Source organism: Streptomyces sp. 63XJN7_1_ISO-PGPR-S23-121 (genome assembly GCF_056173025.1).
Map to the genome: position 1 here is coordinate 2125653 of NZ_CM149653.1, position 13775 is coordinate 2139427.

Annotated in this window: 11 protein-coding genes; 4 read left to right on the forward strand and 7 right to left on the reverse strand. The window is 74.8% G+C overall.

The window, feature by feature from the left end; translation table 11 throughout:
* The first annotated feature begins 70 nt into the window (after positions 1-70).
* Positions 71-235, forward strand: coding sequence for a hypothetical protein (locus AC0VYN_RS09500; RefSeq protein WP_475535591.1), 165 nt, complete (start codon positions 71-73; stop codon positions 233-235).
* Positions 236-277: 42 nt separating this feature from the next.
* On the opposite strand, the gene AC0VYN_RS09505 is transcribed toward AC0VYN_RS09500, so the two are convergent.
* Together AC0VYN_RS09505 and AC0VYN_RS09510 are read right to left on the reverse strand one after the other, a co-directional pair.
* Positions 278-3307, reverse strand: a complete 3030-nt coding sequence (locus tag AC0VYN_RS09505; protein ID WP_475535592.1) for an AfsR/SARP family transcriptional regulator — start codon at positions 3305-3307, stop codon at positions 278-280.
* 165 nt (positions 3308-3472) lie between these two features.
* Positions 3473-6040, reverse strand: coding sequence for an AMP-binding protein (locus tag AC0VYN_RS09510; protein WP_475535593.1), 2568 nt, complete (start codon positions 6038-6040; stop codon positions 3473-3475).
* 271 nt (positions 6041-6311) lie between these two features.
* Between AC0VYN_RS09510 and AC0VYN_RS09515 the strand changes: the two genes are divergently transcribed.
* The 3 genes from AC0VYN_RS09515 to AC0VYN_RS09525 all read left to right on the forward strand — a co-directional run bounded on the left by AC0VYN_RS09515 (position 6312) and on the right by AC0VYN_RS09525 (position 8259).
* Entirely contained in the window at positions 6312-6845 is a 534-nt protein-coding gene (locus tag AC0VYN_RS09515) for a hypothetical protein (RefSeq protein WP_385468533.1), read from the forward strand.
* Between the two features lie 140 nt (positions 6846-6985).
* Positions 6986-7324 (forward strand): PadR family transcriptional regulator, encoded by a 339-nt coding sequence (locus AC0VYN_RS09520; RefSeq protein ID WP_385468536.1) that lies wholly within the window; start codon positions 6986-6988, stop codon positions 7322-7324.
* Positions 7321-8259, forward strand: a complete 939-nt coding sequence (locus AC0VYN_RS09525; RefSeq protein ID WP_475535594.1) for an HAAS signaling domain-containing protein — start codon at positions 7321-7323, stop codon at positions 8257-8259. The genes AC0VYN_RS09520 and AC0VYN_RS09525 overlap by 4 nt, the downstream gene beginning before the upstream one ends.
* Before the next feature lie 76 nt (positions 8260-8335).
* Here the strand turns inward: AC0VYN_RS09525 and AC0VYN_RS09530 are convergent, their stop codons facing one another.
* The 5 genes from AC0VYN_RS09530 to AC0VYN_RS09550 form a co-directional block, all read right to left on the reverse strand.
* Positions 8336-9838, reverse strand: coding sequence for an AMP-binding protein (locus tag AC0VYN_RS09530; protein WP_475535595.1), 1503 nt, complete (start codon positions 9836-9838; stop codon positions 8336-8338).
* The gene (locus tag AC0VYN_RS09535) at positions 9835-10134 is read right to left on the reverse strand and encodes an acyl carrier protein (RefSeq protein WP_475535596.1); all 300 of its coding nucleotides are present in this window, start codon (positions 10132-10134) and stop codon (positions 9835-9837) included. The genes AC0VYN_RS09530 and AC0VYN_RS09535 overlap by 4 nt, the downstream gene beginning before the upstream one ends.
* A gap of 46 nt (positions 10135-10180) precedes the next feature.
* A complete protein-coding gene (locus AC0VYN_RS09540; protein ID WP_475535597.1) occupies positions 10181-11209 on the reverse strand; it encodes a 3-oxoacyl-[acyl-carrier-protein] synthase III C-terminal domain-containing protein in 1029 nt (342 codons plus the stop codon).
* A gap of 30 nt (positions 11210-11239) precedes the next feature.
* Positions 11240-12583: an MFS transporter gene (locus tag AC0VYN_RS09545; RefSeq protein ID WP_475535598.1), complete on the reverse strand. Its 1344-nt coding sequence runs from the start codon at positions 12581-12583 to the stop codon at positions 11240-11242.
* A gap of 180 nt (positions 12584-12763) precedes the next feature.
* Positions 12764-13744 carry a helix-turn-helix transcriptional regulator gene (locus tag AC0VYN_RS09550; protein WP_475535599.1) on the reverse strand — a complete coding sequence of 327 codons (981 nt, stop codon included), beginning with the start codon at positions 13742-13744 and terminating at the stop codon, positions 12764-12766.
* Positions 13745-13775 lie beyond the last annotated feature (31 nt).

The following is a 13775-nucleotide window of genomic DNA, read 5'->3' on the forward strand; positions in this document are numbered from 1 at the left end:
AGGATGATTCCAGAAATTCCACACAGGGTGTTTCTGCACATCTTCCCAGGAGCAACGAGGAGATTACTTCATGCGTAAGCCCCGTACGTTCGCCACCGCGCTCGCCGGCACCGCGCTCCTCTTCCTCCCGCTGCTTATCGCCCTGGGCGACGGCGAGCAGGGCACGGACGACCTGCCGTGGACCGGGATCAGCGCGCAGAGCGGCGGCACGGACGACGACCTGCCCTGGACGTGACGCGTCCGCGGGACGCGGAGCGGGGGCGGCGGACCGCGCGGATCAGCGGTCGGCCAGCAGACAGGCCAGCACCGATCCCTCGATCGGACGGAGCGTGTCGGGAGAGTCCAGGACCTCCCGCAACCGGCCGGCGCGCCGCTCCCACGTCGGCGCGTTGAGCGTACGGAACTCCTCCTGGGCCCAGTCCAGGGGCTCGCGGGCGCGCCCGTCGCCGCGGATCGCCTCGGCGCAGGCGAGGTGGGTGACGATCCTGGCCTGCAGGAACCGGTCGCGCACCTCCTCGGCGAGACGCAGCGCCCGCAGCAGGCTGGCGCGGGCCTTGTGCGGCTCGTCCTGCCGCCACTGCGCCTCGCCGAGGGCACACAGGCCGTGGGCCTCGCCGAGCCGGTCGCCCTGCCCGCGGGTGAGGCCCACCACGTCGTGGCAGATCCGCTCCGCCTGCGCCGACCGGCCGGCGCTCAGCAGCGCCTCGGCGAGCCGGTAGAGGTTCTGGGTGCGGCTGCGCAGCGACCCCGCCTCGTAGCTGACCTCGATGGCCTGACTGCTCAGCTCCACGCCGCGCTCGGGGTTGCCCTGCTCGATCTCGATCTGGGCGAGCAGCCCCAGCGCGTGGGAGAGCCCCGAGTTGTCCCCGGCCCGCCGGAACAGCACCAGGGAGTCCTCGCAGTGGCGGGCCGCCTCGGCGAGGTCGCCGGAGAAGCGGGCGCACACCGCGAGGTTGCGCCGCACGATGGCCCGGCCCTGGGTGTCGTCGCTCCGCTCGAGCTGGGTCAGGGCGGTGAGCAGCCGCTCCCGCGCCTCCCCGTAGCGGCGCCGGTAGATGGCGAGCGTCCCCAGGGAACGGAGCATGGTGCCGGCCCCGCGCGTATCGCCGGCGTTCCGGGCGCCCTCCAGGGCGCACTCGGCCGTGCGCCGCCAGTCCTCCAGGTAGTTGCGGGTCTCGTAGAACGGCACGGTCCTCACCGCGAGGAGCCAGGCGCGTTCCGCCTGCCCGTCGCGCACCGCCTGCGCCACCAGGGCACCGAGGGCCTCCCGCTCGTCCTCGAACCACTCGATGGGGTCGGCGACGAGCTCGCTCACCGTCTCGTCCGGGACCGGCTCGGTGTGGGCCGGGCCGCCGTGCGGGGCCTCACCCTTCCCGTAGAGCTGCTCCTGGGCCGCGTGCACCAGCGTGAGCACGGCGGTCAGGACCCGTTCCAGGGTCTGCTCGCGCTCCTGCGCGCTGTCCTCGGCCAGACACCGCTCCCGGGCGAACCGGCGCAACAGCTCCTGGAAGCGGAAGCGGGGTCCGCCGCCCGGCGCAGGACGGGTCTCCAGGAGCTGGGCGCCGACGAGCTGGTGGAGCAGTTCCTCGGACGCCTCCGGGGCGACGCCGAGGACGGGGACCCCGATCCAGGCGGGGAAGTCGGGCACGTCCAGCATGCTCAACTGCCGGTAGAGCCGCGCGGCCTGCACCGACAGCGCCCGGTAGCCGAGCCAGACGCCGGAGCGCACGCCGCTCTCGCCCGGGCTGAGCACGCTGACGCGCTCGCGTCGGTCCTCCATCCGCGCCGCCATCTGGCGCAGCGACCACCGGTGGTCGGACAGCAGCCGGGTCGCGACGACCCGCAGGGCCAGCGGCAGCCGGTCGCACAGGTCCACCAGCCGCCGCGCCGCGGCCGGTTCGGCCGACACCCGGTCCTCGCCGACGGTGGCGGCGAGCAGGTCCAGGGACTCGGCCGGGTTCATGGCGCCCAGCTCCACGCGGGCCACGGCCAGCGTCCCGGTGAGCTCGTTCAGCGGGTCGCGGCTGGTGACCAGGACCCGGGCGGGGCCGCGGCCCGGCATCAGCGGACGGATCTGGTCCACGGAGCGGGCGTCGTCCAGGACGACGAGCAGCCGTCTGCCGTCGAGGGTGCTGCGGTAGAGCGCGGCCCGGTCCTCCAGGTCCCCGGGGATCGAGGTGCCGGGCACGCCGAGCGCGCGCAGCGCCCGTTCCAGGGCCGCCTCGGACGTGCCGGGGCCGCCGTGCCCGCCCTGGAGGTCCAGGTAGAGCTGGCCGTCCGGGAAGCGCCCCGCGACCCGGTCGGCCCAGTGCAGGGCGAGTGCGCTCTTCCCGGCGCCGGCGGGGCCGCACACCGCCGCGACCCGGACCGTCGCGGCGCCGGCGTGCCCGGACCCCGCCGGCACGAGCCCCTCCAGCGAAGCGAGTTCGTACTTCCGGCCCACGAACGGCTCGGGCGCCAGCGGAAGCTGACGGGGCACCGGCACGGGAGCGGGGCCCGCGGGGGCGCCCGCAGCGGCGGTCTCCGGCGGGGCGGCGGTCCGGGCCGGGGCCCGCCCCTCGCCCTCCAGCACCGTGCGGTGCAGCTCCCGCAGTCCGGCGCCCGGTTCGACCCCCAGCTCCGCGACGAGGACGCGCCGTCCCTCGCGGTAGCAGTCCAGCGCCTCGGACCTGCGGCCGGACAGGTGGTACGCCTGCATGAGGAGGGCACGGGCGTGCTCGCGCAGCGGGTTCTCCGCGACGACCGGGGCCAGGCACTCCACCACCGACCGGTAGCGGCCCTGCTGGAGCCGGACGGCGGCGTACTCCTCGGTCAGGTTGGTCCGCAGCTCGGAGATCCGGTCGACCGTGCCGTTCAGCGCGCTGCCGTCCATCCCGTCGAGGACCGGCCCCGACCACAGCGCGAGGGCGTCCTCGAAGCGGGCCGCGGCCTCGCCCAGCTCCCCGGCGTCGACGGCGGCGCGGGCGGCCGCGGCCGTCTCGTCCAGGTCGGCCACGTCGACGTAGTGGCCGGCCCGGTGCAGCACGTAGCCGGGCAGCAGCGTCTCGATGAGGCCGTCGACGCCCGCCTCGTCGCGGAACGTCTTGCGCAGCGCGGAGACGCAGATGGCGATCTGGTTGCGTGCCGTGACGGGCGGATCGCTGTGCCAGACGGCGTCCGCCAGCGCGTCCACGGAGACGGCACGGCCCGGGGTGAGGAGCAGCACGGCCAGCACCGTGCGCTGCCGTGCGCTGCGCAGCAGCAGCGGCCGTCCGTCCACACTCACCTTGAGCGGGCCGAGCACCTGGAACGACAGACGAGGCGCCACACCGCCTCCTTCCGGGACCCTGCACGCCCCGCCCCCCGCGAAGACATTGCGCAGACATTGTGTGGACTGGTACCGGTCCTGACAACAGAGTTCTACGACAACTCACGCTGTGTGTAGGTCACTTCGGCGCCCTCCTGCGGATCCTGCCGCTCCCGCCACGTTCCGTCACCGGCCTTCCGGCGCCGGTCCGGCCTCCCGGCGCGCGTCCCGCAGCCGGGCTTCGATCTCCCCGGCGACCCGGTCGCCGGCCCGGCCGTTGGCCAGCACCACGAGACCGTGGCCGTCGTGCGGACGGAGCACCGACCCGGCGTAGTGGCCCGGCAGAGCCGCCTCGCACCGGAGCACTGGGCCGGTACCGGGGGCGCCGGCGGTCGCGGCCGGGCCGTGGCGGCCGTCCGGGGACGGCAGCCGGGCCGCGAGGTCCCGGCCGAGCAGGGCGAGGGGGGCGCCGAGCAGGGAGCGCCGGAGCTCCAGCGCCACCTCGGCGAGATCGGCGGCGGTGGTCCACAGCTCGGCCGGATCCGCGGCCCGTCGGCCGTCGAGCGCGCGGCCGTCGGCGTCGTGGCCGGTGCGGGCCACCGTGGCGCCGCTCCTGCCGCCGGTGCGGGCCGGGGGGCCGCCGAAGCGGCTGTCGTCCAGACGGAGCGGCCCGAGCACCAGGCGCCGCATCAGCGGCCCGAACTCCTCACCCGTGACGTCCTCCAGCAGCGCGGGCAGCAGCGCGGCGCCGTCCTCGGCGCCGCCCAGCAGACCCGCCAGGGTGACCGGCGTGCCCCCGCCGCGGCCGACCTCGGCGTCCAGGGCGAGCAGCCCCTCCTCCACCAGGCGCAGTGCGCCCAGTGCCGCGACGTGCCGGCTCAGCGTCCCCACCGGGAAGGCGGTGCGCGGGGTGACCGGCCGGCCCGCGCCGTCGGTGCCCGCGGCCTCGACCGCCACCAGGCCGCCGCCCTCCAGTACGGCGACGCAGGCGCCCGGCACCCGGTGCTCCGCGAGCAGCTCCGCGAGGCTGCTCCCGCCGAGGAACGTGCGCCGTCCCGGCGCGGCCCGGCGGCCGGAACCGCCCGGCCCGGGCAGCGCCGCCCGCTCCACCCGCCCGTCGGCGTCGCGCGGCACCTCGTCCAGGAGGGTGAGACTCGCGGGAACCAGGTGCCCGGGCAGCCGCCGCCGGCAGTGGGCCGCCAGGGCCGCCGCGTCGAGCTCCTGCGCGCCGGGGCGGGGCACCACGTAGGCGGCCAGGCGGACGTCGCCCGGCGCCGCCCGCACGCCGAGGACGACGGCCTCGCCGACGCTCGGATGGTCGTGGAGCGCCTCCTCGGTCTCCGCCGGGTCGGCCCGGTGGCCGCGCACCCACACCTGCCGGTCGGTGCGGCCCAGCAGCCGCACCTCGCCCGCCGCCGTCCGGCGCGCGAGCTGTCCGGTGCGGTGCATCCGCGTCCCCGCGGGGCCGAAGGGGTCGGGGACGAACCGCAGCGCCGTCAGCGCGGCCCGGCCCGCGTAACCCCGGGCGACGCCCGGCCCGGCCACGTACAGCTCGCCCACCGTGCCGTCCGGCACCGGCAGGCAGGCGCCGTCGAGCACCCGCAGCCGCGCGTCCGCGCCGGACCGCACGGGCAGCGAGAGGCCGCCGTACGACGTCTCGGCCGTCCCGTACGCGATACGCAGCCGGCCCGGGCCGAGCAGCCCGGCGAGCCGCTCCGCCGCGGGCGCAGGCGCCCCGTCCGTGAGCACGAACGAACCGGCCAGCGCGGCGGTCCCTGCGTCCCCCAACTGCCGTGCCAGCAGCTCCAGGTGGCCGGGAGCCGGCATCAGGAACGCGAACGGCCCGGCCGCCGCGAGCCACTCGCCCAGCCCCGCCAGATCCAGGTCCTGGGGCGCGAGCAGCACCCGCCGGCCCGCGCACAGCGGCACCCACAGGCCCGTCGCCGCCCGCTCGGAGGCGACCGACGAGAACACCGCCGTACCGCCGTCCCCGGTGCCGGCCAGCTCCCGTGTCGCCGCCGTCACATGGTGGGCCAGTCCCCGGTGCGTGACCGCCACGGCGAGCGGGCGCCCGGCCGCCGCGGGCACCTGCGTCACGTACGCCACGTCCTGCGGATCCGGCGCCCCGCCGAACGGCCCGCCCGGCTGCCGGGCGAGCGCGCCGCGGACCTCGGGATCGTCCACGTACCGGACCCGGCCCTCGAACCCGTCCGGTCCGTGGGCCACTTCGGTGACGAGGAACCGCGTCCCCGTGGCGGCGAGCAGCGCGCGCAGCCGGGCCGCCGGGAACTCCGGGTCCAGCGGCAGGCATCCGGCCCCCGCCTTCCACACGCCCAGCGTCACCGCGTGCAGTTCGGCACCCCGCCCGAGCAGCACCCCCACCAGCGCGCCTGGTCCCACCCCCAGCGACCGCAGGTACCGGGCCCAGCGGTTCGACGCCGCGTCGAGTCCGCCGAAGGACAGCGTGAACCCCTCGCCCCCCACGGCCGCCGCTCCGGGCGTCCGGCGTGCCTGACGGCCGACGGTCTCCGTCACGCAGTCACCGGCCGCATCCGCACCGTCCGCCGCGGGAGGGCGCAGCGGATCGGCCCACACCTCCTCCACCCGGGCCAGGCACCGCTCCCGCGTCCCCCTGGTCCCCTCGGCACGCCACCCGGCGGGCAGTTCGCGGCCGGTCCACCAGAGCGAGTACTGCTCCTCGCCGTTGAGCACGACGCACCACTCGGCGCCGGCGGCGGTCTGCGGTTCGGACAAGGCTGCTCCTGTCGGGTCCACGGGCGTTCCCCCGGTGAGAAGAATCCGCCCACCCTGCCCGGACGTGCCATACCCGGCCTATGCGAACACTGGAGCGCCCGGCTGCCGCCGGGTCGGCGGGGTCGTTCGGCGCAGCTCAGCGGCGCACGCCAAGAGATCACCAACCACCAGCAGAGGATCACCGTCTGTACTGATGCCGTGACGCCGGGCCCGGCTCCCACATCCCAGTTCTGTCAGGAATACGGCACCTGCCACGAAGGAGCACACCCCCATGCACGGCTTCTCGACGCGACGCTTCACCCTGACCGCGATCGCCGCCTCCGGCGCGCTCGCGACGACCCTGGCGCTGGCCGGTTCGGCCGTCGCCGTCGCTCCGGCGACGGCGACCGCCTCGTACGACTGCGGGTTCGCGGGCGGCGGCACCGTCACGCTCACCGCGGCCGACTCCGGCAGCGGCAAGACGATCCGGATCGACTCGACCGACATCCGCACGCAGTTCGCGCTCGACGCCGACACCGTGACCACGACGCTGAAGCTGAACAAGACGTCCGGTGGCGCGACGAGCGAGGTGCAGTTCTCCGGCACCGTGCACGAGGCCGCGAACACGGGCGACCCGCTCACCTTCGGCCCGCTCCCGCTGGCCACCGGGTCGCTGGCCGCCGGTGACACCACCGACTCGGCCGTCCGGACGGGCGCGCCCAGCGCGTCCAACTGGTCCATGAAGTTCACCGTGAACGACGCCGGCGGCAGCTTCACCTCCTACTGCACCGCCACCGGCAACCAGTCGGCGGCCTTCACCTGGTAGTTCCTTCCCCCCACCGCGTCCCCCGGGAGCCCGTGCTCCCGGGGGACGCGGCGTTTCCGCGTGCCGCCGCGACGACGCCTTGTCGATACACACCCTTCGGGGGGTGACATTAGTGTGCGGCGCACAGTATCGTGTGAGTCGTGTCCGTAGAAGAACTGACCCTGAGCCAGGCGCAGGAACTGCGCCGCGGGACGGTGGTGCTCGCCTGTCTGGCGCTGCTCCGTGAACCGCAGTACGGCTATGCGCTTCTGGAGACGCTCGACGACGCGGGGGTCACCGTCGACGGCAACACGCTGTACCCGCTGCTGAGGCGCCTGGAGAAACAGGGGCTGCTGACGAGCGAGTGGAACACCGACGAGTCCCGGCCGCGCAAGTTCTACCGCGTCAGTCCCGACGGGGCCCGCGTCCGCGAGGGCCTGGTACGCGAATGGCGGGATCTCGTCGCTTCGATCTCACGACTCACCAAGGAGAACGAATGAGTACGGGGGTGCTCACCGAGCGCTATGTCCACGAGGTCGTCCGGCGGCTTCCGGCGGACCAGCGCGACGACATGGCCCAGGAGCTCCGCGCCACCATCGCCGACACCATCGACGGCCGGGGCGACGACGACCTCGCGGCGGCCGAGCGGGAGGTGCTCAGCGAACTGGGGGACCCGGTCCGGTACGCGGCCCGGTACACCGAGCGGCCGCTGGCCCTGATAGGCCCGGACCTGTATCCCGCCTACACGCGGGTGCTGGGCACCCTGCTGGCCACCGTGCTGCCGGCCCTCGCCCTCGGCCTCGCGCTGCTGGAGGTGGCCGACGGCGGCGGCGTCGGCGCGGCTCTGCGCGTCGGCGCCGGCACGCTGCTCGGCGTCGGTGCCCAGCTGGTCGCCGCGGTCACGGTGGTGTTCGCCGTGAACGAGCGGATCCGGCACCGCCGCGGCACCACGGGCGACCGCTGGACGCCGGACGAGCTGCCCGACGCCCCGCGGGACGACCGGGGCGGCTTCGCGGCGCTGGCCGCCGTGGCCTGGGACGTGCTGCTGTTCGCGCTGATCGTCTGGCAGCACACCGCCGAACCGTACCGGGCGGACGGCGGCGCCCACCTGGAGGTGCTGGACCCGGACCTGTGGTCGGGCTGGATCTGGCCGGTTCTCGCCGGTCTCGCCGGTCTCGCGGTGGTCGGGGTCGCCCGGGTGGCCGGGCGGGGCTGGAACGTCCGGCTGGCCGGCTGGTACGCGCTCGCCCACGCGGCGTTCACGCTGCCGCTGGCCTGGGTGCTGTACCGGCAGGAGCTGTTCGACCCCGACTTCCTCGCCGACGCCGAGACCCTCTGGGAGTCGCAGGAGTCGGCCTACAGCGGGGCTGCGGCCATCGTGCTCGCCATCGGCGTCACCTCGGTCTACAAGGCCTTCCGCGCGGCGCTGCGCTGATCCGGAGGGACGACACGGAAAGGGGGGGCTGCCCGGTCACGACCGGGCAGCCCCCCCTTCTTTTCTCGTACTCGCGTCAGGACGTTCCCAGCGAGTCCCTGATCCGGTTGCGGTCGACCTTGCCCGTGGACGTCCTCGGCAACGGCTCGGACACCATCTCGAACACGCTCGGCACCGCCGCCCGCACTGCCCGCTCCGCACAGTACTGACGCAGCGCCAGCACCCCCACGGAGCCGGGCGCCTCCGGCCGCACGCGCGCGTGCAGACGGTGGCCGGCGACCGGGTCGGGCAGCGCGACGACGGCCGCCTCGGCGACCGCCGGGTGCTCCAGCAGGATGCTCTCGACGTGCTGGGTGCTGACCTGGGTGCCGCGCACCTTGACCATGTAGTCGGTCCGCCCGAGCACGCTGAGCGAGCCGTCCTCGTGCCGCCGGGCCACGTCGCCGCTGCGGTAGTACACCACCCCGGGCTCCCCGTCGGGGTGGGGGGCGAACTTCCCGCCGGCGGGCACGTTGACGTAACCCTCGCTCTGGAAGGGCGTGCTGACGAGCAGTTCGCCCTGGCCGGGTCCGGTCAGGGCGCGGCCGTCGTTCCCGGCGATCAGCCAGCGCACGCCGGGCAGCGGACGGCCGATCGGCAGCGGCGCGGCGACCGGCACGGAATGGTCCACCTCGTGCAGGAAGCTGTTGTTCGTCTCGGTGCAGCCGTAGTTGTTGAACCAGCGGGCGTGGGGGAACGCCGGAGGCAGTCCCGCCAGCACCCGGGCCGGCATCGCCTCGCCCGCGAAGACCAGGTGCTCCGGGGTGGTCAGCGGGCCGGCCTCGGCCGCGGCCCGGGCGAGCAGCTCGAACAGCAGCGGCACGCCCTGGATCAGCGTCACGCGGTGACCGGCGACCAGGTCGTGCAGATAGCGCGCCGAGGTGCCCCGCTCCGGGTCGGCCAGCACCACGGTGCCGCCGTGCGCGAGGGTGCTCCACACGTCCAGCAGGCACAGGTCGAAGTTGAGCGGCGCGTAGTTGAGGACCGTGGAGCCGGGACCGAGGGGGAAGGCGTCCGCCGCCCACGCGGTGAACCGGGCCACCGCCCCCTGCGCGAGCGGCACGATCTTCGGCAGGCCCGTCGAGCCGGACGTGGTCAGCAGGAAACCGGTGTCGCCGTCGGCGACCGGGGCAGGCGGGCGCGGCTCCCCGGCTCCGTCGTCCGGAGCGACGGCGCACGGGTCCACCACGACGTCCACCAGCGGACCGTCGGCCGTACCGAGCACCACGGAGCAACCGGCCTGCGCGTACAGCTCCTTGAGCGGCAGGTCGGGCAGCTCGTGGGAGGGCAGCAGGAAGCTGCGGCCCGCCATCAGACAGCCCAGGACGAGGGCCACCGACTCCGGCGACTTGCGCACCCGCAGGCCCACCGGGCGTCCGGGACGCGGCGCGGCGGCCTCCACCCGGGCGCGGGCCCGGCAGGCCATGGCGTACAGCTCGCCGTAGCCGATCGCGCGGCCCTCCCAGACGAGCGCGGGTGCGGACGGCCGTTCGGCGGCCCGGGCGGTGAACGCCGCGGCCAGGGGCAGGGGGGCGCTCACGAGCGCCCCGTGCCGGCCGCCGCCCGCCCGGCCGTGGCCCGGATGGCCCGCACCGTGCGGAAGTTGCGCGCGACGAGCTCATCGTCCGGCAGCTCGACGCCGTGCTCGTCCGCCAGCCAGGCCGCGATGTGCAGGACCGCGAGGCTGTCGATCACCGCCGTGGCGAGGAGGTCGTACTCCGGGTCCAGATCGGCGGCTTCGAGGCCGGGCAGGAAACGCTCCACGACGAAGCCGGCGATGTCGTCCTCGGAGGGAGCGGGAGGCATCACCGGCGCGCTGCGGGGATCGGCGGCCATGGTCGGTACGTCCTTTCACAGGTGTTGGCGTGCTGGGCGCGCCGCCTCACACTTCGACGACCGTGCAGAACCAGTGCATCCCCGGGGACGCGACGCCCGTGAGGACCACCAGGTCCCCGAGGGCCAGTTCACCGGACTCGATGTGCCGCCACAGGCAGACCAGCTGGTCGGCGGCGCCCATGTGGCCCAGGGATCGGGCCAGTTCGGCGTTGGTGCGGTCGAGGGGGATGCCGACGGCGTCGGACAGCGCCCGGAACGTCTGCTGGTTGTCGTTGATGTGGATCAGCCGGGCCACTTCGGACCGGTCCCGTCCCGCGCGGGACAGGGCCTCGTCGACGACGTCCGCGAGCCGCGTGGTGATCTCCTTCATGAACGCCTGGAAGCGCTCCGGATCCCGGTCGAAGTGCCGGTAGACGGAGGCCATCGGGCTGACGTCCTTCAGACCGCGCCCCGGCGGCGGCAGCGGCACGGCCGCCCCGCCGAACTCGATGCGGAACAGGTCCGCGTACTCGGGGTTGGTGAACTGCGCCGAGGACAGCCGGCGCAGCCGCGGATGCCCGCGGCGGACGACGGCCGCAACGGCCCCGTCGCTGGCGACGCAGCCGTTGAAGTCCATCCGGTTGCCGTGCGCCTCGCTCATCACGTTGACCAGGACCACCAGCACCGTCTCGACGCCGGGGGAGAGGGCCATCGCTCCGGCGGCGTGGTCCAGCGCGGGCGACCACGCCGCGCACGCCTGGGTGAACAGCACGCTGGGCGTGCCGTGCGCGCCCAGGGCCCGCGCCACGGCCGCCGAGGGGTCCCAGCCCAGGTAGTCCGGCACGTCGGAGTGGCCGACGGCGATCAGGTCGAGGTCCGCGACGGTGACGTCGGCGTTCTCCAGGGCCTCCCGCGCCGCCTCGGCGGCCAGGTCGACGGCGGTGACGCCGGGGGCGACGCGGTGGTAGGTCTCGTAGCCGAGGGCCGTGACCGCCTCTGGATCGGGAACGTAGTCGGCCGCCGTCGCCGACACACCGCGCGGCTCCCCGAAGGCCATGCCCACGGCGACGATGCCCAACTGCGATGACGTGCCCATGCGTGGTTCCCTCCCTGCCGTCCGGGCGGATCAGCCCGTCGGGTCCTTCGACGATCGGATCAGAACGGCGTCGTCCGCCGCGGTTTCGCCGGGCTCCGCGTCGAGGGACGGAAGCTCCTCGACCGCCTCCAGCGGCACGTCCAGCAGGGCGAGGCGGCGCCGGGCCAGGTGCAGGGTGAGGGCCAGGACGGCCATGGCGGCGGCCAGGACCAGCACGGCCGACTCCACGCCCATCGCGTCGGCGAGCACGCCGGCGACCAGCGGCCCGGTCCACTGGACGGCCTGGAAGCCGAACTGGCCCGTGGCGGCGACCCGTCCCAGATACGCGTCGGGGACCAGCCTGACCTCGTAGGACTCGGTGACGACGTTCATCGGGATCATGCTGGTCATGCCGATCATCATCACCAGGCCGATCTGCCACGGCCGGGGCGCGAGCGCGACCGCGGCGAAGGAGGCCGTGAACAGCCAGGCGGACAGCAGCAGCACCCGGCGCGCGCCGATCCGCCGCATCAGCCACGGGCCCAGCACGGCGCCGATCACGCCACCGGTGACCGCCAGGGAGGTCACCGCGCCGATGGTGGTCGGTCCGCCGCCCCGGTGCTGCACCATGACCACGAAGAGCAGGGTGAAGCCCTGCGCCACCGCGTTGAGCACGGCGCCCCAGGCGAGCGTGAACACCAGGTAGTCGCTGCGCCGGATCATGCGCAGCCCGTCCTTGACGTCCGCGACCAGGCCCGGCCGCCGCTCCCCGTCGTCCCGCCGGTCCGGCCCGAGCGGCCGGCGGATCAGGAACGAGCTGAGGGTGATGAACAGGAAGGAGACGGCGTCGAACAGGAACGGCACCCAGCGCGCCATGGAGTACAGCAGGCCGCCCAGCGGGGCGCCGAGGAGCTGGGCCAGCATGTCGCGGCCCATGCCCTGCGCCGTGGCGTCGGCGATCCGCTCCTTGGGCACGATCCGGCGCAGCACCGGCGAGGTCACGCCGGACCGCAGGCCGGCCGCGAGTCCGCTGACCAGCGCCAGCGCGTCGAGTCCGAGGACCGAGGGGTCGCCCTGGTACACCAGCCAGGCGACGGCGCCCATCGACAGCGCCTCGGCCAGCGCGGCCAGGCCCAGGAGAAGCCGCCGGGACACCCGGTCCGACAGGGCGCCGCCGATCACCAGCGTGCCGAGCCGGCCCAGCATGTGCAGCACCGTGATGGTGCCCGCCTGGGCCGCCGAGCCGGTCGCGTGCAGCATGAGCAGCGGGAAGGCCAGCGTCGACACGCTGTTGCCCAGCGCCGACAGGCCCTCGCCGGACCACCAGACGGCGTAGTCGCGGTCGCGCCACAGCGAAGGTGGCTTACCGGTGTCCTCCGGACGTGACCGCACCATCGTCGTCCGTCCCCCGTCCGTTCGTACGTCAGCTGGTCCGGGCCGGTGCCGCGGATCCCGGTCAGCATGCTGGTCGACGTGCCACCCGCCGGGCCAGGCAGTGCACCGGCAACTCCGGGGGAGGAAATGTTGCCGCTGGTGCCGCCGGTGCCCGCCGCCCGGGGCGCGGTTCAGCGGATCTCAGATCCAGCCGCGTTTGGCCGCCTGGTACCCCGCCTCGAACCTGCTGGCCGCCCCCAGCCGTGCGCACAGTTCGGCCACGATCCTGCGCACGGTGCGCAGCGAGACGCCGAGACGCCGGCGGATCGCCTCGTCGTTGAGGCCGCGTGCCATCAGGCGCAGCAGCTCCTTCTCGCGCGGGCTGAGCCCGTGCTCGTCGAGCCCCGGCCCGCTGGAGCCGAGCGGTACCGCGTTCTCCCAGGCCCGCTCGAACAGCGAGTTCACCGCCTCGACCGCCCCCGGCATGCTGATCTGGACGACCTTGTGCCACGGGTCGCGCGGATCGGACGGGAGCAGCGCCAGGGAGCGGTCGACGAGGAGCAGGTGCACCGGCAGCGACGGGACGGTGCGCACCCTGCAGTTCGGTTCGTCCTCCCAGGCGGCGCGCAGGGCGAGGCGGGTGCCGCCGCGGATGCTGTCCGTGGTGACCACGCGGTTCGCCACACCCCGCGCCATGACCTTGCGGTGCAGCTCCTGCGCGGGTTCCAGCCAGCTCGTCGGTGCGGGACCGTCGGGCAGGAAGGCCAGCCATTCGGTGTCCGCCGAGCAGGACAGCTCGTGCAGCCGGCCGACGACGGCCGCCCGGCCCACGAGGCACTCGAAACCGGGCTCCCGGCCGCCCGGCCGCGCCTCCGCGTACCGGTCGATGAGGGTCGTGACGGCGGCCCGGTCCTCCTCGAACTCCCGCAGCCGCTCCTCGATCCCGGACATCTGACGCAGCAGCAGGGCCCTGAGGGCGAGGCGGGGATCCGCCAGTTCGCCGAGGTCCTCGCCGGACGGCCGGAGCAGGTCCAGCTGCGTCAGCCGCCCCAGCGCCGCGCGCACGTCGGCGGCCGGGACGCCCAGGTGGGCGGCCAGTTCGTCCGCCTCCCGGTACCGCCCCGCGATGAGCTGCTTGTACACCGTATAGGTGAGTCGATCGAGCCCTAACCTCTGCAGCATGGAGTCACACCCCCGTGTCCCCGTCATCCGG